20 protein-coding genes are annotated in these 19,751 nt (G+C 35.3%); 14 read left to right on the top strand and 6 right to left on the bottom strand.

What is annotated here, in order from left to right; genetic code table 11:
- Positions 1 to 725 precede the first annotated feature (725 nt).
- Positions 726 to 1,226: a fasciclin domain-containing protein gene (locus tag EDC24_RS05180; protein WP_124220320.1), complete on the top strand. Its 501-nt coding sequence runs from the start codon at positions 726 to 728 to the stop codon at positions 1,224 to 1,226.
- On the opposite strand, the gene EDC24_RS15125 is transcribed toward EDC24_RS05180, so the two are convergent.
- A complete protein-coding gene (locus EDC24_RS15125) occupies positions 1,216 to 1,431 on the bottom strand; it encodes a hypothetical protein (protein WP_170158465.1) in 216 nt (71 codons plus the stop codon). The two genes, EDC24_RS05180 and EDC24_RS15125, sit on opposite strands and share 11 nt — an antisense overlap.
- Before the next feature lie 137 nt (positions 1,432 to 1,568).
- On the opposite strand from EDC24_RS15125, the gene EDC24_RS05175 reads away from it, so the two are divergent.
- Positions 1,569 to 1,784 (top strand): hypothetical protein, encoded by a 216-nt coding sequence (locus EDC24_RS05175; RefSeq protein WP_124220318.1) that lies wholly within the window; start codon positions 1,569 to 1,571, stop codon positions 1,782 to 1,784.
- Here EDC24_RS05175 and EDC24_RS05170 read toward each other — a convergent pair.
- A complete protein-coding gene (locus tag EDC24_RS05170; RefSeq protein ID WP_124220316.1) occupies positions 1,779 to 3,107 on the bottom strand; it encodes a CoA-disulfide reductase in 1,329 nt (442 codons plus the stop codon). The two genes, EDC24_RS05175 and EDC24_RS05170, sit on opposite strands and share 6 nt — an antisense overlap.
- 60 nt (positions 3,108 to 3,167) lie before the next feature.
- A complete protein-coding gene (locus tag EDC24_RS05165; protein ID WP_124220314.1) occupies positions 3,168 to 3,977 on the bottom strand; it encodes a mechanosensitive ion channel family protein in 810 nt (269 codons plus the stop codon).
- A gap of 261 nt (positions 3,978 to 4,238) precedes the next feature.
- Here EDC24_RS05165 and EDC24_RS05160 point away from each other — a divergent pair, with 261 nt between their 5' ends.
- From EDC24_RS05160 to EDC24_RS05120, 9 genes are all read left to right on the top strand, one after another.
- A complete protein-coding gene (locus EDC24_RS05160; RefSeq protein WP_124220312.1) occupies positions 4,239 to 5,999 on the top strand; it encodes an ABC transporter ATP-binding protein in 1,761 nt (586 codons plus the stop codon).
- Between the two features lie 12 nt (positions 6,000 to 6,011).
- Positions 6,012 to 7,838 (top strand): ABC transporter ATP-binding protein, encoded by a 1,827-nt coding sequence (locus EDC24_RS05155; protein ID WP_124220310.1) that lies wholly within the window; start codon positions 6,012 to 6,014, stop codon positions 7,836 to 7,838.
- Positions 7,839 to 8,032: 194 nt separating this feature from the next.
- Entirely contained in the window at positions 8,033 to 8,755 is a 723-nt protein-coding gene (locus EDC24_RS05150; RefSeq protein ID WP_124220308.1) for a hypothetical protein, read from the top strand.
- Between the two features lie 50 nt (positions 8,756 to 8,805).
- On the top strand, positions 8,806 to 9,162 hold the full coding sequence (locus EDC24_RS05145) for a VOC family protein (protein ID WP_124220306.1): 357 nt from the start codon (positions 8,806 to 8,808) through the stop codon (positions 9,160 to 9,162).
- Between the two features lie 38 nt (positions 9,163 to 9,200).
- Positions 9,201 to 9,608 carry an HIT family protein gene (locus tag EDC24_RS05140; protein ID WP_124220304.1) on the top strand — a complete coding sequence of 136 codons (408 nt, stop codon included), beginning with the start codon at positions 9,201 to 9,203 and terminating at the stop codon, positions 9,606 to 9,608.
- 62 nt (positions 9,609 to 9,670) lie between these two features.
- Positions 9,671 to 10,000 carry a MazG nucleotide pyrophosphohydrolase domain-containing protein gene (locus EDC24_RS05135; RefSeq protein ID WP_124220302.1) on the top strand — a complete coding sequence of 110 codons (330 nt, stop codon included), beginning with the start codon at positions 9,671 to 9,673 and terminating at the stop codon, positions 9,998 to 10,000.
- Between the two features lie 406 nt (positions 10,001 to 10,406).
- Positions 10,407 to 12,200, top strand: a complete 1,794-nt coding sequence (locus EDC24_RS05130; protein ID WP_124220300.1) for a glycerophosphodiester phosphodiesterase family protein — start codon at positions 10,407 to 10,409, stop codon at positions 12,198 to 12,200.
- A gap of 169 nt (positions 12,201 to 12,369) precedes the next feature.
- Entirely contained in the window at positions 12,370 to 12,771 is a 402-nt protein-coding gene (locus EDC24_RS05125; protein ID WP_124220298.1) for a hypothetical protein, read from the top strand.
- A gap of 220 nt (positions 12,772 to 12,991) precedes the next feature.
- Entirely contained in the window at positions 12,992 to 13,660 is a 669-nt protein-coding gene (locus EDC24_RS05120) for a potassium channel family protein (RefSeq protein WP_124220296.1), read from the top strand.
- Between the two features lie 54 nt (positions 13,661 to 13,714).
- On the opposite strand, the gene rnjA is transcribed toward EDC24_RS05120, so the two are convergent.
- The 3 genes from rnjA to def all read right to left on the bottom strand — a co-directional run bounded on the left by rnjA (position 13,715) and on the right by def (position 16,526).
- A complete protein-coding gene (gene rnjA, locus EDC24_RS05115; RefSeq protein ID WP_124220294.1) occupies positions 13,715 to 15,382 on the bottom strand; it encodes a ribonuclease J1 in 1,668 nt (555 codons plus the stop codon).
- A gap of 15 nt (positions 15,383 to 15,397) precedes the next feature.
- Positions 15,398 to 15,607, bottom strand: a complete 210-nt coding sequence (locus EDC24_RS05110; RefSeq protein ID WP_124220292.1) for a DNA-dependent RNA polymerase subunit epsilon — start codon at positions 15,605 to 15,607, stop codon at positions 15,398 to 15,400.
- 361 nt (positions 15,608 to 15,968) lie between these two features.
- On the bottom strand, positions 15,969 to 16,526 hold the full coding sequence (def, locus tag EDC24_RS05105; RefSeq protein ID WP_124220290.1) for a peptide deformylase: 558 nt from the start codon (positions 16,524 to 16,526) through the stop codon (positions 15,969 to 15,971).
- Between the two features lie 144 nt (positions 16,527 to 16,670).
- Between def and EDC24_RS05100 the strand changes: the two genes are divergently transcribed.
- The 3 genes from EDC24_RS05100 to EDC24_RS05090 all read left to right on the top strand — a co-directional run bounded on the left by EDC24_RS05100 (position 16,671) and on the right by EDC24_RS05090 (position 19,751).
- The gene (locus EDC24_RS05100; RefSeq protein WP_124220288.1) at positions 16,671 to 17,327 is read left to right on the top strand and encodes a YkyA family protein; all 657 of its coding nucleotides are present in this window, start codon (positions 16,671 to 16,673) and stop codon (positions 17,325 to 17,327) included.
- Positions 17,328 to 17,726: 399 nt separating this feature from the next.
- The gene (pdhA, locus tag EDC24_RS05095) at positions 17,727 to 18,770 is read left to right on the top strand and encodes a pyruvate dehydrogenase (acetyl-transferring) E1 component subunit alpha (protein WP_124220399.1); all 1,044 of its coding nucleotides are present in this window, start codon (positions 17,727 to 17,729) and stop codon (positions 18,768 to 18,770) included.
- A 3-nt stretch (positions 18,771 to 18,773) separates the two neighbouring features.
- The gene (locus EDC24_RS05090; protein WP_124220286.1) at positions 18,774 to 19,751 is read left to right on the top strand and encodes an alpha-ketoacid dehydrogenase subunit beta; all 978 of its coding nucleotides are present in this window, start codon (positions 18,774 to 18,776) and stop codon (positions 19,749 to 19,751) included.

Below are 19,751 nucleotides of genomic sequence, written 5' to 3'. Positions count from 1 at the left end.
ACGCATTAAATTAAAATTGGCTGGTTTATGTCCAGTTAAATACCGAACTCAAACCAGCCAATCAGCTGCATAATTAAAACTCTAACTTTTTGGGGGTCACCACCTAATGGGGTTTAATTTAATAGTCAGGAAAAAGAAAAAGTAGAAGAATTGGTTAGTGGTATTAAATTAATTCATTTTAACTATTTACAAACGCAACAATGGTGAATTATAAAGTAGAAAACATTAGTTGGGATGACGTAAACAAATGTTACCAAGCCAAAGTAACTTTTTATACACTTTTTAACCTGGAGTACACTAAAGTAAGAGTAAATTGCAATGAAATTAATTAGTACTTTGTAACATTCTCTATCTATTGTAAAGATATCGTTGTCCGGTTAGTTCAATAAGGTTATAAGTATACTGATAGTCTCACAAGTGAAATTTGGAGGTAGTTATGAAGTTTGAACAACAGAGCTTTGTATTGTATCTCCAGGTTGATTGATTTCCCCAATAAAACGTTGGCAAAAATCTAATTACCGGTTAATTTTTCTTTTATATAACCTCTCTATACATTAACTCTATTTCAAATGTTAGCCTGTTGAACTACACAATTTAAATGTTTAGTTTCTTTTTAGTTTGAATTATTTTTACCTAAATTTCCCTATGTTCACATTTGGATAAAATCCTTTATTTGTTAAATACTATTTTCTAGTCAATGTAACAAGTAAAGGAGGAATTTTTAAATGAAGTGGAAATGGCTTATTTTAAGTATATTGACGATTTTTGTTGTAAGTTCTTTCTCATTAGGGGCTTTAGCTGAAGATCAATCAGCAACTGAAAAAGATATTGTGGAAACTGCAGTTGAGGCTGGTGACTTTACAACATTAGCAGCTGCATTAGAAAAAGCAGGCTTAGTTGAAACATTGAAAGGTGAGGGACCATTTACCGTCTTTGCTCCAACTGATGACGCTTTTGAGGCATTACTTAAAGAATTAGATATTACAGCCGAAGAATTATTGGATCGAGAAGATTTGAAAGACATTCTTCTATATCATGTCGTTGAAGGTAAGGTCATGTCAGACAGTTTAGAAGATGGCATGAAAGTAAAAACACTGAATGGTAAGAAAGTAAAAATTTCATTAGATCCAACACAGGTGAATGATGCAAATGTTATTTTAGCTGATGTTGAAGCTTCAAATGGTGTTATTCATGTGATTGACAAAGTGTTATTGCCTAAAAAGTAATAACGATTAAGAAGTGCCAAGCTAAGAGCCTGGCGCTTCTTTTTTTATTCTTCTTCACTGACAACACTAAAAGGGTTACCATTAGGTCGAAGAAATCAAACCCTTTCATTAGGCCAAAATCATCAATTTTTGTTGTTTCTACACCGTGCTTAGTAAAGTGATTGTAAGCCTCATCTATATCAGCCACTTCAAAATTGTAATACACATTCTTGTCTTTTCCTATTACAGTGAATTCTGTGGATTGAGGTTTCTCGACTTTTATTAAAGTGAGTGGAGTTGTCCCCTTTTCAAAGTCGAAATCTGCTCCATAATCCAGTTTTTACATAAAAGGTGGGGGAAATTTTGAAAAAACTCTTTAGGAAAAACAAAAAAGAGAAAGTAAAGATTAAGCCTAAGAGAGAGAAAAAGACAAAAAAGAAATATTCATTATGGCGAAATTTAAGTATGCTGAGGAAAACATGCCCGGTGGAAGAGCAAACTTACTCCGTTAAATTTCAATTAAATAAACAAAAAGCTAACCCAGAAACTTTTGGACGTTCCTGGGTTAGCTTTTTATAAAGTTCGTTTAGCAGCTTGCTGAATAGGGTCCCATACACCGTTGTAAGGTGGAGCATAAGCTAGGTCTAAGTTGAGTAATTGATCTGTTGTCATATTATGATAAAGCGCAGTGGCTAAGACATCGATTCGTTTATCTGCACCTAAATTCCCGATCACTTGCCCACCTAATAATTGTTTTGACTTCTTTTGATAAACGAGTTTAACTGTGATTTTTTCCTCACTGGAATAATAACCTGCCACAGGACGAGTTTTAACCGTAACAGTATCATAATCAATCCCGAGATCTTTTGCTTTCTTCTCTGTTATGCCAGTTCGGGCAATATCAAGATCGAAAAATTTTAAAATGGATGTTCCTACAATTCCTTTGAAACTCACGCGCTCACCAGATAAGTTCTGTCCAGCAACCATTCCTTGTTTGTTAGCGTGTGTTCCTAATGGCACGTAATCTTGCTCTTGTGTTACGCGGTTGTACTGACTGGCACAATCTCCAGCAGCATAGACATCTTGGACATTCGTCTCCATATAGTCGTTAACTAAAAGCTCGCCTTTAGGTCCATAGGATAATTCATTGCCTAAAAACTGTGTATTCGGCTTTATGCCAATCGACATTAACACCATGTCGGTTTCGTATGTGTGTTGGTCCGTATGAATTTGTTCGACGTTTGATTCTCCTGAAAAATGTTGAACTGATTCATTAAAAATAACCTCAACACCTTGCTTCTCAGCTTCTTCATGGATTAATTCGGCCATGTCAGAATCAAATGGATTCATCAGCTGGTCGCCACGTTGAATAATCGTTACATCTTTACCAGCTTCTTTAAAATTCTCAGCTGCCTCTAGGCCTATAAATCCGCCTCCAACAATCGTGACATGGTTCACATCTTGATCCATAAAGTCTAAAATCTTTCTAGTGTCAGGAATGGTTTTCATATGAAAAATGCCTTTTAAATCAGAACCCTGCCAATCAGGCGTAACTGGGCTTGCCCCTGTTGCGACTAATAGCTTGTCGTAAGTCTCTTCAAAATTTTCACCAGAAGAAGTCACGATTCCAGAGACCTTTTTGGCAGCAGAATCAACGTTTGTCACCTCATGATTGACTCTGGCATCAATGCCGTATTTATCTCGAAACGTTTCGACTTTCCTTGCAATCACATCTTCCGGCTCATCAACAATGCCACTAATCGTATACGGAAGTCCACATTGCCCATAAGAATAAATCTCACCACGTTCAAACGTAATAATTTCATGGTCTCCTTCAGATCTAACTATTTGCATAGCAGCACTCATACCTGCTGCATCGCCGCCGATAATGACGTATTTCATTTTCTCACCCTCCAGTTATTATATGAAAAAGCCTGTTCGTTCTTGAACAGGCTAATAACATTATGCGTTTTCTTTCTTCTCAATATATACTTGATGTGGATAAGGAATCTCAATACCTGCTTGATCGAGTGCTTCTTTACAAGCTTTACGAATTTCGCGCTCAACCCCGAATTGTTCCATTTTCTCCGTTTGAGCAATAATGCGAAGGACAACATCTGATGAGCCGAAGCTTTGAACGCCGACCACATCTGGCCCTTCTTTAACTCGTTCATCATCTTTAAACGGATCGCAAGCTTTTTGTAAAACATCAATCACTTCATCAATATTTTCGTCATATGAAATACCGATATCAACTAATGCTCTCATATTACCTCTAGTATGGTTGTTGACGTTTTGGATATTACGGTTTGGTACAAAGTGTAATGTACCATCGAACCCACGAATTTGCGTCGTTCTTAAACCTAATTCTTCAACAATACCATTCTCCCCACCTGCTGTGACGTAATCGTCTACATCAATCTGCTTCTCAATCAGAATGAAGAAGCCTGTTACAATGTCGGTCACTAAACCTTGGGCGCCAAATCCAATGGCCAGACCTAGTATACCGACACCTGCAAGAAGTGGCGTGATCGAGATAAACATATCTAATAACGTAAGCGTAAAGAACACTAACAAAGCATATGTAAATATGTTTTGAAGGAGCTTCTCTAAAGTCTTTTTTCGTCCTTCTTTTAGATTTTGTTTCTTTGCCACTTGATCCATAATACTTGAGATTGCTTTTCGTCCAAGCGGTGCAACAATAATAAAAACTAATAACAGTATGCCAATATCAATAGAAATAGAAATGATGTAGTTTAAATCAAAATCCATAACGATAACTCTCCTTTATAGTCTATTATATACCACAATTAACAAAAATTAATCATTTCAGCCTGAAGTCTGACACATAATCCACCTAGGTTACGATGAATTTTAATCTGGTTTATTATTCAATGAATTATATAAAAAAATTTAAAAAATTTGCTTAAAAGGGTAGAAATTTATTTCGGAACCCGATATATTTATAAAAGTACAAATTTTTTACACATTTATGAATAATGTGTGTAAGGCTAGTTCAAAAGGGGGAACATCATGGAGACATTTAAGAAGCTCAAACAATATTATTGGCCTTATAAGCTCTATTTCTTCATATCGTTATTGTCATTATTTTTTGTGGTTGTCACAACGGTTGCATATCCAATTGTAATGCAAATTACAGTAGACGATATTATTAGAGGCGAAAATTATGAATTAGTACCGTTAGTCTCGCTTATATTTATTGGAATTATGGTGGTCAAATCAGTCGCAACATTTTTCCATCAATTCATGGGCGATTATTTTGGGATCTCAACGGTGTTTAATTTGCGTGATTCATTATATAAAAAGTTACAGCGCTTATCATTCCATTATTATGATAACGCCAAAACAGGCGATTTAATGTCACGTTTAACAGCAGACGTTGAATTATTTAGATTCTTTTTGTCATTTGGATTTTCAGAGTTAGTTAGAATAACGTTGCTTGTTATCGGAAGTTTATCCGTCATGTTCTACTACTCGATTCCACTTGCTTTAATTACGATGGCGTCTATGCCGTTTTTAATTATTGTGGTTAGAAAATTCGACCGAAAAGTACACCCAGCATTTCGTAAAATTCGTAAATCATTTGGCAGACTTAATACGCGCGTTCAAGAAAATATCTCAGGCATGAATACGGTTAAATCATTATCGCGTGAAGATTTTGAGATTGGTCGCTTTGCGGATAAAGGGGATAACTATCGTCAGCACTACTTAAATACGGCAAGAATCTGGTCTAAATATTTTCCGTTAATGGAGTTTATCGGAAATATTTGTGTCATCAGTTTACTTGGTGTTGGTGGTTATTTAGTCATGACCGGCGGAATTGAAATAGGTGTGATTATCGCTTATTTCTCACTCATTTGGTATTTAGTTGGGCCTTTAATGAACTTTGGTTTCGTTATTAACAACTTCTCACAATCCAAAGCAGCTGGTGAGCGTTTATTAGAGATTTTAGAATCAGAAGATGAAATCAAAGAATCATCAAACCCTGTTCAACCAAATGACGTTAAAGGTCATGTAACCTTTAAAGATGTCACATTAACTTATGTAAAAGATGACGATCAAGCATTAAAGAATATTACATTTGATGCACCACCTGGAAAAACAGTAGGACTAATTGGTGCAACTGGTTCAGGTAAAACGAGTATCACACAATTGATTACTAGATTCTATGAGCCAGAGCATGGAGAGGTATTGTTAGATGGTCGTTCCATCGATCAATATTCGTTGAAGGAAATGAGACAGCATATTGGGTTCGTCCTTCAAGAACCATTCTTATTCTCAACATCAATTAAGGATAATATTGCTTACGGAAATCCTGAGGCTTCAATGGATGAAATTATTGATGCGGCTAAGCGTGCCCAAGCGCATGATTTCATCATGGAAATGCCAGAGGGTTATGACACGCTATTAGGCGAACGTGGAATGGGCCTATCTGGTGGTCAAAAACAACGCATTTCAATTGCTCGTGCCATTTTAATTAATCCAAAAGTGTTAGTCTTAGATGACGCGACTTCAGCGGTTGATATGGAAACAGAATTTAAGATTCAAAAAGCGCTTAAAGAAGTTATGAAAGGGCGCACAACCTTCATTATTGCACACCGTATTTCATCGTTAAAACACGCTGATGAAATTCTTGTATTAGAAGATGGTGCAATTGTTGAAAGAGGTCAACATGACGATTTATTAGACAACGGCGGTCCTTATCAACGAATCTATGATATTCAGTATCAAGATAAGGAAGCCATACTCGGAGAGAATAAACAGCATGCTTAAGGGGGGAGACATATGGCAGAGACAGTGAAGGCAAAAAGCCCTCATTTAAAACGATTTCGATATACTCAAGATATTGCGGTTGATAAACCGTTTAACTGGCAACAGCTTGTCAGATTATTAAAATATGTAAAACCTTACGCTAAAACAGCTTTACCTATTGCGATTATAGCCATGTTAGTTTCAACAGCAGTTAGGTTAATTGTTCCTATTATTATAGGTAACTATATCGTCGATCAAGTACTACCAAGTGGTGATTTAAATCTATTACTTACATTGACTGCAGGAATTCTAATCCTTTATTTATTCAGTTACATCGGGAATGCCGTCAGGATCAAATACGTTAATATACTAGGTCAAAATGTTATCTATGATTTAAGACACCATTTGTTTTCGCACGTTCAGCGTTTGTCCAATCGATTTTTTGATAACAGATCGGCGGGTAGTATTATCGTTAGAATTATGAACGATATTAACTCGCTTCAAGAGTTATTTACAAACGGGATTATTAATCTATTAATGGATACCATCATGTTACTTAGTATTGTGGTGATTCTATTAGTCGTTAGCCCTAAATTAGCATTGGCGATTATGGTGATCATCCCAATCATGTTCTATATCTCAACTAAACTAAGAAAGAACATTCGAAAATCGTGGCAGCAAGTGCGTATTCAACAGTCGCGTGTTAACTCACACTTGAATGAGAGTATTCAAGGCGTTCGCATTACACAATCTTTCTCTCAGGAAGATAACAACACAGAATTTTTCCATGGTGTTAATGATAATACATTCCATAGCTGGAGAGTCGCAACGAAGAAGAGTGCCATGTTTAGACCATTTGTAGAGATGAGTAACGCGATTGGGTCAGTGATTCTAATTGCTTATGGGTCATATTTAATCATTAATGATCCAGCCGTTTCGCTTGGTAATTTTGTCGTATTTGTTTTCTTTATCGGTATGTTCTGGGAGCCGATCTCAAGACTAGGCCAAATGTATAACCAATTACTAATGGCGATGTCAGCTTCGGAACGTATCTTTGAATTTTTAGATGAGAAGCCGAATGTTAAAGAAAAAGAAAACGCGATTGAAATGGATGATATTCAAGGTCATATTGAATTTGACCATGTACAATTCTCATATGATGAGGACCGTGTGGCACTCCATGAAATTTCACTGGAGATGAAACCCGGAGAAACAGTTGCATTAGTAGGCCATACCGGTTCCGGTAAATCGACAATTGCCAACTTAATTAACCGTTTCTACGATCCAACTCAAGGTGCTGTCAAAATTGACGGTGTGGACCTAAGAGACGTTAAGCTGGATGGCCTAAGACAAAATATTAGTGTTGTTCTGCAGGATACATTTATTTTCTCAGGTACGATTATGGAAAACATTCGATTTGGTAGACCAGATGCAAGCGATGAAGAAGTGATGGATGCTGCCAAAGAAGTTGGAGCAGATGACTTTATTCAGCGCCTTGCAAATGGATACGAAACAGAAGTAGAAGAACGAGGCAACATTTTATCAGCGGGTGAAAGACAGTTATTATCATTCGCACGCGCCTTATTAGCTGATCCAAAAATCATCATTCTCGATGAAGCAACAGCTAGTATTGATACCGAAACAGAAGTTAAAATCCAAGAAGCATTAAAACGCTTATTAAAAGGGCGCACATCAATCATTATCGCTCACCGCCTATCTACGATTCGTGATTCAGATAACATCATCGTGTTAGAGAATGGACGTATTCTAGAGCAAGGCAATCATAATGAATTGATGAAACACAAAGGCGAGTATTACGGGTTGGTAAAATCACAATTCCAAATGCTTGATCAATTGTAGAATTCCAGTTAACAGCAGAATCATAAACTACACCGCACGTGAATTCTTAATTGGATTCACGTGCTTTATTTTACCTCAAATCCATAATTTAAATAGAAAAATATGTTTAAAATTAATATGAGAAAATAAAACGAGAGTGTATAGGTCGTAAAATTGAGCGTTACTTTTTTAATAGTTAATTACGGAGGGATGGGTTGAGTATTATAAAAAACAAAGTTGTTATTGAATACAATGATGATGGATATTTAATGTATTCCGAAACTTTCCCAGGAGCCTACACTAGAGGGAGAGAACAGGAAATAGCTCTATCCAAATTCCCTGGCGAAATTAAAAGATATTGTAAATGGGCTGGTATCGACTATTCAAAAAGCGATGTAGTTGAATCCATTATTATTCAATCTAAAGAAAGTGATTTACCTATTAATGATGCTGATTCAGATGTAATATTTGTAACTGAGCAAGCTCCTTTTTCAGAGCAAGAATATAAAATAATTAAAAATCGTGTATTAAAATCTGCTAAAGATTTTCAGGTGCTCTATGATTCAATTCCTAATAAAGATTATACTTCACTAAAAAAAAGAAAATCATTTCATGGGGATGTACCTAGAACTTCGAAGGAGATGTATGTTCATACAAATAATGTTACCAATTACTATGTAGGTGAAATTGGGGTTAAGATTAATAGTGTAGATAACATCTATAAAAATAGAATACAAGCTATAAAAGCAATAGAAAACATAGATAAATTTTTGCAGAATAAAACTTACATTGGGAGTTATGGAGAACTGTGGACACTACGAAAAGTGTTAAGAAGATTTATTTGGCATGATCATATTCATGCAAAAGGAATGTATCGTATGGCAGTAAAAGAATGGGACGAAGAAATTATTAAGAATCCATTTTACTTTCGACCATGAACAATGTGTGTTTTAAGTGTTATTTTAATTAATTATAGATGGAGGGTCCTATGAATTCAAAACCAATTTTAAATGAAATCGGAACTACATTCATTCCGGTTAGTGACATTGAAAGAGCACGCGACTGGTATTGTGAAATTTTAGAGTTACCTGTAGATGGTGAGATATTATTCAGCCATTTATACATAGTACCTATGAAAGGTACAGGGATTGTATTAGATAGCAAAATATATTCAGAGGAAAATATCTATAAAAGACCACCTTTTCATTTAAATACAGATAATATTGAACAGGCTTATCAATATATGAAAAGCAAGAACGTTGAAATTACAACAAAAATTGAAAACAATCATTGGTTTAATTTTAAAGACCCAGATGGAAATCATCTAATGATTTGTCAGTGTTGATGGGTTTACTAACTAATAAATTAAATAGGGGGAAGAGTATGTCTTTTGAAGAAAATTGTCCTTTCTGTAACCCTCAGAAAGATAAAGATCAAAATATAATATCAGAAAATGAAACTTGTTATTTGCTACAGCATAATAGACAACAAGATGTCTTAGAGGGGTGTGCAGTCATAGTCCCCAAAAAACATCACGCTAATGCCTTCGAATTAACTAAAGAGGAATGGAATGATACATATGAACTTCTACAAAATGCCAAACAGTATTTAGATAAAGAGTTCTCTCCTGATGGTTATACACTAGGATGGAATGTTGGTGAAGTTTCTAATCAGTTTATTTTTCATAGTCACTTTCACGTGATCCCAAGGTATAATGATGAACCATTGGCTGGCAAAGGGGTTCGTTACTGGTTAAAACAACCTGAAAATAAGAGAGAAAAACTAAGGTAGAGCGTAATGAAATTAAAGTAATCTGAGAAGAAAATAAGCAAATATAAAAAGTGAGGGTTCACATGGAACATTTGACTATACAAGAGTTACAGAGCTACTTAGCATTAAAATACAAAGAAGGACGTACTTCATCGGCTTTGTTTATGAAACTAGTAGAAGAAATTGGTGAGGTAGCAGAGGTATTGAATCAGTTAGAAGGACGGAAGACTGATACAGGAAGTGCTTCTTTAGAGAAAGAGTTAGCTGATGTAATACATTATGCAGTGGCCATAGCGAGCATTAATCATATTGATTTAACAAAAGCCATTGTTAAAAAGGATCAGCAAGCTGCCATTAAATATAATCAATCTCCGAACTTAGAGGAGTTTTTGGAACAAAGTAGGTTAGATTAACGCATATTTGAGAGGGGGGACGTTGAGAAAATGAGATAAACAAAATATGAAGGTTTGGATATTTTTTAACCCTACTTCTGATGACATGGAAAATGAACTTGAATTCTTAGACAAGAATGGGAAGTTGTTAAACTAATGTAGAAATAAGGACAATAACATAGAGTAATTTTGCCTTTTTTAGTTTCAGTATGAGGGACGCATATTTTACACTTCTATTTGTAGGTTGTTTGTGAACAGAAACCGCTGCTAAAAGTAGCACAAATAAATATATCAAATATTTATGGTTTCGTATTTACAATTAGCTTAAAGGCCTCTCCCTATTATATATGTTTTTGAAAATATAACTTCGGGTATGGTAAGTTAACCATATACTTAAGTTAAAATATTGTATGCTGGAGAGAGAGTTATGTTTCGCTTATTGAAAAACAGTTTCATAGATTTCGCAGGGATTTATAAGCAATATATAACATTTGCGTTTATTTTCATGTTCATGACAAGTTTTTTATTCTTTCCTTTGACTTCTTTTATTTTTAACCGAATGTTGTTATTAATGGGTTCGCCTACTCTGATCAATAACGAGGTTTACAAAATTCCGTTAAGTTCAGTAGGCTTCTCTGGCTTGATTTTAATTAGTTTAATTGCCATCATTGCTGTTTTTATTCAATTTGGTGTGAACATTTGCATTGCACAACAAAAATTTTTTAATAAGGAAATATTGATTTCAGAAGCTTTATTAACTACTTTAGCTAAATCTCATAAACTCATTGGGTTAGGTTTAATTCCAATGATTGCTTTGCTTTTTGTATTGAGTCCATTCTTTAGTTCCCCATTAAATATGATTATTGGTGATTTTAACTGGACGATCTATGTTAGAGGGCAGCTAACAACAGATTATTTATCCTTATTTACTTACGTTGTTATATTTCTTTTGATGATCTACTTGTTATTGAGATGGATTTTTACTCTACATGGTGTTCTTATCGAAAAGAAATCGATCTATCAGGCTATTAAACAAAGCATGTATTTAACAAAGAATAATAAATTAATAATTGTCGTCTATTTGATTGTTCTCAATATATTGCTATTCCTATTGAATTTTTCAATTGTCTATTTGATTTCTAAGGTTCCAAGCGTAGTGACGAGTTATATCTTAGGTGATTTAATCAATTATTATTTAGTAACGGTATCAAGTTTCTTCTCCTTTTTGATGTCTTTATTGATCATACCTATCAACATGTTATTCTTAACTCGATTATTTTATCAGTTTATGGAAAATGAAGGAGAAAATGAAGATACATTATCTAAAGTAAGGTTCACTCGAACAGCCATTTATGAGCGTTTACTATTTCGCTTTTTTCGAAATCATAGGTGGTTTGTTATTTTTATTATCTTTATCTATTTAACAGGAATGTTCTTCATATCCCATAATGTAAATGAGAATTTGACCTATTTAAAGTGGAACGTCGAGGTTGCAGCTCATCGAGGTGATAAGATGCATACTCCGGAAAATTCGATGAGCAGTATAAGAAGTGCTGTTGAGAAAAATGCTGACGTGGTCGAGATTGATGCACAAATAACCCAAGATGATATCGTGGTTTTGAATCATGATTTGAATTTACAGAGAGTGGCCGGAGTCCCTTATCATGTTAAAGACTTAACGTATGAAGAACTTCAACAATATGAAATAGGAAGTTCTTTTTCGGAGGAATTTAAAGGAGAAAAGATTCCGACATTAGAGGAAGTCTTAATTGAAATTGAAGAGGCTGGAATTAAGGCGATGATTGAATTGAAGCCTGATGGTACAGAAGAAGAACTGGCAGAACAAGTTGTTTCTTTAGTCGAAGAATATGAAATGGTTGATCAAGTATATGTGACTTCTTTTAATTATAAAGCAATACAAGAGATCCGAAAGCATAATGAAGACATAAAAATAGGCCAAATATTATTCAGATCTGCAGGAAACCTATCTCGATTAGATGTTGATTTTTATGTTGTTCACCAAACCTTATTGACGGAAAGATTTATTAAGGAAGCTCGGGGACATCAGAGAAATGTCTGGGTTTGGTCTGTCAATTTAGAACGAACGATCGATGAAGTATTGAAATATGATATTGATGGCATCATAGCAGCGGACCCAGCCTTAGTATTAAATAGATTTGGTTTTAGTGAAGAAGCATTGGATGAAGAAGAAACAGATTAATTATGAACGAGGTCAATGAAAGGGTAATACCTTAGAGGGCGATCAATTAATTGGTCGTCTTTTTTATTAAACAAATATTATGTTAAAGAATAATTATTTATTGATAAACAATAAATAATACTGTACAATAAAGCTAATATTCGAACTTTTAAGATAGCGGAGGGGCAGTATGTTATTAAAAAATGTTTCAAGTTTATATAATTTATGTTTGTCACTAAGTGCTTTTTATTTAGGTAGTTTGATGATACTAGGAGAGGGCGTTTTTGCGACATTTCCACCAGAGTGGATAGGTAAGATGCCATTTGATAGTTGGTTGAACTTATCTTTATTTGGAATGATAATTTTTGGAATTGGAAATGCCATAGCTGCGATCTATGGTTTTATAAAGAGGGATAAGAGAATCTTTATAATAATGTTAGCATTGGGAATTTTGCTTTTCTTATCTAGTCTTTCACCAGTTTTTTTATTAGGAGAAATGTACTTACCTGCAGCCATGATTTGGTTATCAAGCTTAATTCAATTGTTGCTAGCAATATCGGGTTTAATTGATGAGAAGTCAAAGAGCGCATAAGTGAGCTAAAAAGGTAGCATAAATCTGTCGAAAGTTTCTATTCGACATAATTCGAGGCGCATAAACTGAAAAACCTAGCGCATAAATTCGAAAATGCAGCGCATAAATCCCCGTACTCTAATGAAATTGAAAGAATGTCCTTTTTAAATAGACATCATACATACAAATAACACAATTTATGGTAGACTTAATGGCAGAAATGGCTTGAGGAGGAGTTGAAATGAAGAAATCATATGGAGTAATTGGTTTAGGACGTTTCGGGGGTAGCATTTGTAAAGAGCTATCAAAAGAAGGGATGGAAGTCCTAGCTTTAGATTCTGACGAAGATAAAGTTAATGAGTATAAAGAAATTGCTTCTGATGCTGTAATCGCGAATTCAACAGATGAATTAGCGTTAAAGGAGTTAGGATTCAGAAATATAGATCATGTCATTGTCGCAATCGGTGACAATATTCATGCAAGTATTTTAACGACTCTTCTATTAAGAGAGCTTGGTGTAAAACGTATTACGGTTAAAGCACAGAATGACTATCATCAAAAGATTTTAGAAAAAATTGGTGCGGACGAAATTGTTCACCCAGAACGTGATATGGGTAGAAGAATAGCTCACAGCATTATTTCCAGTAATGTCTTAGACTACTTAGAGTTATCCGATGAATACAGTGTCGTCGAGATAAAAGCTGGAGAGAAAATGAAAGGGAAGACGTTAGCGGATTTGGATATTCGTGCTCGGTTTGGATGTAACGTTGTTGCCATTAAACATGGTAAAGATATTAATGTATCACCAATGGCTGATGAAACGATTTCTTATGAGGATGTATTGATTATTATTGGTGCTGATAAAGATATTTCTAGATTTGAAAAAGAATTAGTTGTAGATGATGATTAAAAAAACCTCGCTGAGCTCAGCGAGGTTTTTGCTATTTTGGATAGGTAGTATTGATTAAACTTCCATTATAATTGGTAAAATCATCGGACGACGTTTTGTCTTTTCATATAAGAATGGCTGAATCGTGTCAGTGATTTCATTTTTGATCTCAGACCATTGAGAAGTTCTGCGTTCCATGACTTTGTCTAAATGCTTGGAAACGAGAACTTGTGCTTCTTTAATTAAATCCTCAGATTCTCTCATGTAAACGAATCCTCTAGAAATAATATCAGGTCCTGATTCGATCTTGAATTCTTTCATGTTAATACTAACAACGACAACCACTAGACCTTCTTCAGACAATATACGACGGTCGCGTAAAACGATGTTACCAATATCGCCAATACCACTACCATCGACATATACAGAGCCTGAAGGTATTTTACCAGCTACTCCGACATGTTTGTTACCGATGGCTAGAACGTCTCCGTTATCCATTACGAAAGAGTTCTTAGTTGGCACGCCACAATCCTCAGCTAATTTAACATGCACTGCTAACATACGGTATTCACCGTGAATTGGCATGAAATATTCTGGCTTTAATAAACGCAACATCAGTTTTTGTTCTTCTTGACCACCGTGGCCTGAAGTATGGATATCATTTAAAGATCCGTGAATGACATTAGCTCCAGCGCGGTATAATTTGTTGATACTGCGACTAACGCTAATGGTATTGCCTGGAATAGGTGATGATGAAAATACAACTGTATCATCAGGTTGTATTTGAATGTGACGGTGTGTTCCATTAGCAATCCTTGAAAGAGCTGCTAATGGTTCGCCTTGAGAACCTGTACATAAAATACAGACTTCATCACTTGGCAATTTATTAATTTCATTTGGTTCAATAAATGTATCTTTTGGAGCATGAATGTAACCCAATTCTTGTCCAATTCTAATGCTGTTTTCCATGCTACGTCCGAATACACAAATTTTTCGGCCATTATCTACTGCTGCTTTAACCATTTGTTGTAATCGGTAAATATTTGATGCAAATGTTGCAAAAATAACTCGTCCTTCAACTTTACTAACAATATCCTTAATACTTTCTCCAACAACACTCTCAGATAGAGTGAAGCCTGGAACCTCACTATTCGTACTATCTGAAAGTAAGCAAAGGACACCTTCAGAACCGATTTCAGCCATTTTGGATAAATTAGCTGGTTCACCAACAGGTGTGAAATCAAATTTGAAATCACCTGTATGAACGATGTTCCCAGGTGGTGTTTTTACAACTATTCCAAACGAATCAGGAATACTGTGTGTAGTACGGAAAAATGTAACGGAAGTTTTACGGAATTTAATGACATCATCCTCTTGGATGGTGTTTAATTTTGCATGACGTAATAAACCATGTTCATCAAGTTTATTACGAATTAATCCTATTGCTAGCTTACCTGCGTAAATAGGTATGTTTAATTCTCTTAGTAAATACGGAATCCCACCGATGTGGTCTTCATGTCCATGTGTGATAAACAATCCTTTAATTTTGTCTTGGTTTTGTATTAAATACGTATAGTCAGGAATAACATAATCGATCCCTAATAATTCATCCTCGGGGAATTTAATTCCGGCATCGATTAAAATTATCTCATCTTGGAACTGGATACCATACGTATTTTTACCAATCTCACCAAGACCTCCGAGTGCGAATATGGCTACTTGATCATTTTTTACAAATTTCATATTAGATTGTAACCCCTATATTTTCTCCACTTGGAAATCTTCGGATTGTTGTTCATATGCTAAATGAGATTCGCTTAATTCCTGGACATATTCGATATTATAATTTCGATCTGCTAGCTTTGATCTTACTTCTCTTACATTTTCCGCATCAACGTAAAGTGTTTTAGTTTCTTCTCTAACTGGTGCTTCTTCAGCGTGTTCTTGATAGAGTACTTTAAAAATCATCTTATCTCTCCTTACTGTAAATGTTTCTCCGTTCACTACCTATCCGTATAGCTATATCTAAATGCAAATGAGCATTAAAGACCCAATTAAATAAACCATTAAGTATTTGCTGTGTTTTTTGAACGTAATAATTTTTTTAGACGTTTTTTAATCTTATCACGCAAACGTTTTAACATGTGATCATACAACCTTTCTTTAAAGGACATATGAAGCAATTAAAGTTTGACGCATATCATAATTTAGTATTCCAAAAAACAAAGGTATATATTAGCAGAATGATCTTCTTTTATTATTATATACCGCAATGGCTGTAAATTAAAATGATTTATATAAAAAAAGTGCTGATTAAATGAAATCAGCACTACATTTCTTCAGCTGGTGTTGAATTTTCTGGCGGTTCAAAAGGGTTTTTATCATTGATATGATCATAAAACATAATGCCATCTATATGATCGATTTCATGTTGCACCACAATAGCTGCATATCCTTTTAAGCGCAATTTGACTTCTTCGCCATTTAGGTTCGTTGCCTTAACCGTTATTCTAGCATATCTTGGTACAATTCCAGGGACATCCCTATCAACGCTTAAACATCCTTCGCCGTTTTGTAAGTAAGTTAACTCAACGGAGTGGCTTACTATTCTAGGGTTAAATAGTCCCATGCTGTAATCTCTATCATGAAAGTCTGTAAAATGAACAGCCAGCATGCGCTTGGAAATGCCTATCTGTGGAGCGGCAAGACCGATTCCAGGTCTAAGATTGTATTTTTGAGCGATTTCGTCATCTTGACTATTTTTAATAAATTGAAGCATTTCTTCTAATGTATTTTGATCTTCATCAGAAGGTGGTAGTACGACTTCTTCTGCTTTTTGACGTAAAACAGGATCTCCTTCGCGGACGATATGATCCATCGTTATCATGTGTTTCATCCTTTCAACATTCCAGATTACCTACACTATTTTATCATAAGTATTTAAGAGATATTAATAAAATACTATTATTTTTTATGCACTCGATATGTTATACTTTTTATGAGATAAACAGACGTAGAAAGAGGGAAAGCTATGAAACGACTCATTTTTTCATTACTATTATTATTGGTAATCTTTTTAGGAGCTTGCACGGATGAACATAATGTTGCAGAAGATATGTATGATCATCTTGAGAAATCGGTAGAATTAGAAGGTGCTTATCAGTCTGCACAATCTGATTTAGTTGAATTAGAACAACAAGAAAACGAGCTATATAATGAAATGATGGAAATTAACTTAAATGAATTAGATGAAATACAAGAACTTGTAGATGAAGCGTTAGCATCTGTTGAAAACAGACGAGAGTTAATGGAACAAGAAAAAGAAAGTATTGACTCTGCAAAAGAAGAGTTCGATCAAGTCGAAGAATATGTAGAAGAATTGGATGAAGAACCCCAACAAAAAGCTAATGATATGATAGAAAAAATGAATGAGCGTTACGAAGCTTTTAATAATTTATATGAAGCTTATCAAACATCATTAGATTTAGACGCTGAACTTTACGAGATGCTTCAAAATGAAGATCTGCAAAAAGAAGACTTAGATGATCAAGTCAAACAAGTTAATGAAAGCTATCAAGAAGTACAAGAGGCACAAGAACAGTTTAATAATTTAACCCGTGAATTTAATGATTTGAAGCGTGATTTTTATGAATCATCTGGTTTAAATATTGATTTTGGAGAAGAATAAAATTGTCATAGGACAGAACACACTATCTCATAATAGGTAGTGTGTTTTTTTACGTTACAAAGGGCAACTTGTTATAACACAGAATGACTATTTCATTGAAACAGTTTTCGTTATCGGATTGAAGGGAAATGGAGGTGAAAAGCAATAATTTAAAGTGTTTGACGATTATATGTTCTATGATATAAACTACGATTAGATGATGTTTGTATTAGTCATTTCCCGTTTTTTTATTGTAACAGGTGCGATGGTTAAAATTACTTTAAAAAGGGTACATAATTGAAAGAAATGGATTAGTACTCGGCAGTTTAGGTAAACTATGATGAGGAAATTATTTGAAAGGAAGAGGTGACGAAAGTGAGCTTTAAAAGTCCACTTGAAGGAATCGATGAGAAATTTGAAATGATTCAAATTTTGAATGAGGATGGAGAAATTGTAAACGAAGATGCAATGCCTGATTTATCAGACGAAGATCTAGTCGAAATAATGCGTCGTATGGTTTATACCCGTGTATTAGACCAACGTTCGATTGCTTTAAACCGTCAAGGTCGTTTAGGATTCTATGCACCAACAGCAGGTCAGGAAGCATCTCAGATAGGAAGTCATTTTGCTTTAGAAAAGGAAGACTTCTTATTGCCGGCATACCGTGATGTTCCACAGTTAATCTGGCACGGTTTACCACTTTATCAAGCCTTCTTATTCTCAAGAGGTCATTTTCACGGTAACCAAATGCCTGAAGATGTGAATGCCGTTAGTCCGCAGATTATTATCGGTGCACAAATCACTCAAGCAGCAGGCGTAGCATTAGGGTTAAAACGTCGAGGTAAACCAAATGTAGCTATTACTTATACTGGTGATGGTGGTGCTTCTCAAGGTGATTTCTATGAGGGTATAAACTTTGCCGGTGCATATCAAGCACCTGCTATTTTTGTTGTACAGAATAACCAATTTGCCATTTCAGTCCCTGTTGAAAAGCAATCAGCAGCTAACACAATTGCTCAAAAGGCGGCTGCAGTTGGCGTGCCTGGCTTTTTAGTAGATGGTATGGATGTATTTGCTGTTTACCAGGTTGTTAAAGAAGCGCGCGAAAGAGCTGTTAATGGTGATGGCCCTACATTAATTGAAACAATGACTTATCGTTATGGTCCACATACAATGGCTGGTGACGACCCGACACGTTATCGTTCTGAAGATATGAACGATAAGTGGGAAAAGCGTGACCCATTAGTTCGTTTCCGTAAATTCTTAGAGGGTAAAGACTTATGGAGCGAAGAAAAAGAAAATGAAGTCATTGAAACGGCTAAAGAAGAGATTAAAGCAGCGATTAAGAAAGCTGATGGTCATGATAAACAAAAAGTAACAGACCTAATTTCAATTATGTATGAGGAACTTCCATCTAACTTGAAAGAGCAAATGGAAGAATATAAAGAAAAGGAGTCGAAATAAGCAATGGCACAAATGACAATGATTCAAGCAATCACTGATGCGTTAAGTACGGAACTAAAAAATGATGAAGATGTGCTCGTATTTGGCGAAGACGTAGGCCAAAACGGAGGCGTGTTCCGTGCGACTGAAGGTTTACAAGAAGAATTCGGAGAAGAACGTGTATTTGATACGCCGTTAGCTGAATCTGGCATTATTGGTATGTCCGTTGGCCTTTCGACTCAAGGATTCCGCCCAGTTCCAGAAATTCAATTCTTCGGCTTTGTTTATGAAGCAATGGATGCTGTTAGTGGCCAAGCCGCTCGTATGCGCTATCGTTCAGGTGGTAGATGGCATGCCCCAATTACGATTCGCTCGCCATTTGGTGGTGGTGTACACACACCAGAATTACATGCTGACAGTTTAGAAGGTTTAATGGCACAACAACCAGGTTTAAAAGTTGTTATACCATCTAACCCTTATGATGCAAAAGGATTATTAATTTCATCCATTCGAGAAAATGATCCGGTTATTTTCTTAGAGCATATGAAACTATACCGTTCATTCCGTGAAGAAGTGCCTGAAGAAGAGTTCACGGTTGATCTAGGTAAAGCCAACGTGAAACGTGAGGGTAAAGATATTACATTAATAGCTTATGGTGCGATGGTTCATTCGTCGTTAAAGGCTGCAGAAGAACTTGAAAAAGAAAATATTGATGCAGAAGTAATTGACTTACGCACAGTTCAACCAATTGATGTTGACACAATTATAGAATCAGTTATGAAAACAAACCGTGCTGTCGTTGTACAGGAAGCTCAACGTCAAGCTGGTATTGCAGCAAGTATCGTTTCTGAAATTCAGGAGCGTGCCATCTTACACTTAGAGGCACCTGTTCTACGTGTAACAGCTCCAGATACAGTTTATCCGTTCTCTCAAGCTGAAGAAGTTTGGTTGCCTAACTATGAGGATATTATAGAGAAAGCGAAACAATCGATTAACTTTTAA

This window comes from Aquisalibacillus elongatus (assembly GCF_003843875.1).
In the GTDB taxonomy this organism is placed as follows: Bacteria; Bacillota; Bacilli; order Bacillales; family Alkalibacillaceae; genus Aquisalibacillus; species Aquisalibacillus elongatus.
Note: the sequence above shows the minus strand (reverse complement) of the source record. Positions and strands in the feature narration are given on the sequence as shown.

Excerpts from the sequence above, each read along its gene's own strand:
- EDC24_RS05155 (WP_124220310.1), top strand. The coding sequence starts at position 6,012 with ATGGCAGAGACAGTGAAGGCAAAAAGCCCTCATTTAAAACGATTTCGA.
- rnjA (WP_124220294.1), bottom strand. The coding sequence starts at position 15,382 with ATGAAATTTGTAAAAAATGATCAAGTAGCCATATTCGCACTCGGAGGT.
- EDC24_RS05125 (WP_124220298.1), top strand. The coding sequence starts at position 12,370 with ATGTTATTAAAAAATGTTTCAAGTTTATATAATTTATGTTTGTCACTA.
- EDC24_RS05110 (WP_124220292.1), bottom strand. The coding sequence starts at position 15,607 with ATGATTTTTAAAGTACTCTATCAAGAACACGCTGAAGAAGCACCAGTT.
- EDC24_RS05165 (WP_124220314.1), bottom strand. The coding sequence starts at position 3,977 with ATGGATTTTGATTTAAACTACATCATTTCTATTTCTATTGATATTGGC.
- EDC24_RS05145 (WP_124220306.1), top strand. The coding sequence starts at position 8,806 with ATGAATTCAAAACCAATTTTAAATGAAATCGGAACTACATTCATTCCG.
- def (WP_124220290.1), bottom strand. The coding sequence starts at position 16,526 with ATGATAACGATGGATCATATCGTCCGCGAAGGAGATCCTGTTTTACGT.
- EDC24_RS05090 (WP_124220286.1), top strand. The coding sequence starts at position 18,774 with ATGGCACAAATGACAATGATTCAAGCAATCACTGATGCGTTAAGTACG.
- EDC24_RS05120 (WP_124220296.1), top strand. The coding sequence starts at position 12,992 with ATGAAGAAATCATATGGAGTAATTGGTTTAGGACGTTTCGGGGGTAGC.
- pdhA (WP_124220399.1), top strand. The coding sequence starts at position 17,727 with ATGATTCAAATTTTGAATGAGGATGGAGAAATTGTAAACGAAGATGCA.
- EDC24_RS05100 (WP_124220288.1), top strand. The coding sequence starts at position 16,671 with ATGAAACGACTCATTTTTTCATTACTATTATTATTGGTAATCTTTTTA.
- EDC24_RS05140 (WP_124220304.1), top strand. The coding sequence starts at position 9,201 with ATGTCTTTTGAAGAAAATTGTCCTTTCTGTAACCCTCAGAAAGATAAA.
- EDC24_RS05160 (WP_124220312.1), top strand. The coding sequence starts at position 4,239 with ATGGAGACATTTAAGAAGCTCAAACAATATTATTGGCCTTATAAGCTC.
- EDC24_RS05135 (WP_124220302.1), top strand. The coding sequence starts at position 9,671 with ATGGAACATTTGACTATACAAGAGTTACAGAGCTACTTAGCATTAAAA.
- EDC24_RS05180 (WP_124220320.1), top strand. The coding sequence starts at position 726 with ATGAAGTGGAAATGGCTTATTTTAAGTATATTGACGATTTTTGTTGTA.
- EDC24_RS05130 (WP_124220300.1), top strand. The coding sequence starts at position 10,407 with ATGTTTCGCTTATTGAAAAACAGTTTCATAGATTTCGCAGGGATTTAT.
- EDC24_RS05170 (WP_124220316.1), bottom strand. The coding sequence starts at position 3,107 with ATGAAATACGTCATTATCGGCGGCGATGCAGCAGGTATGAGTGCTGCT.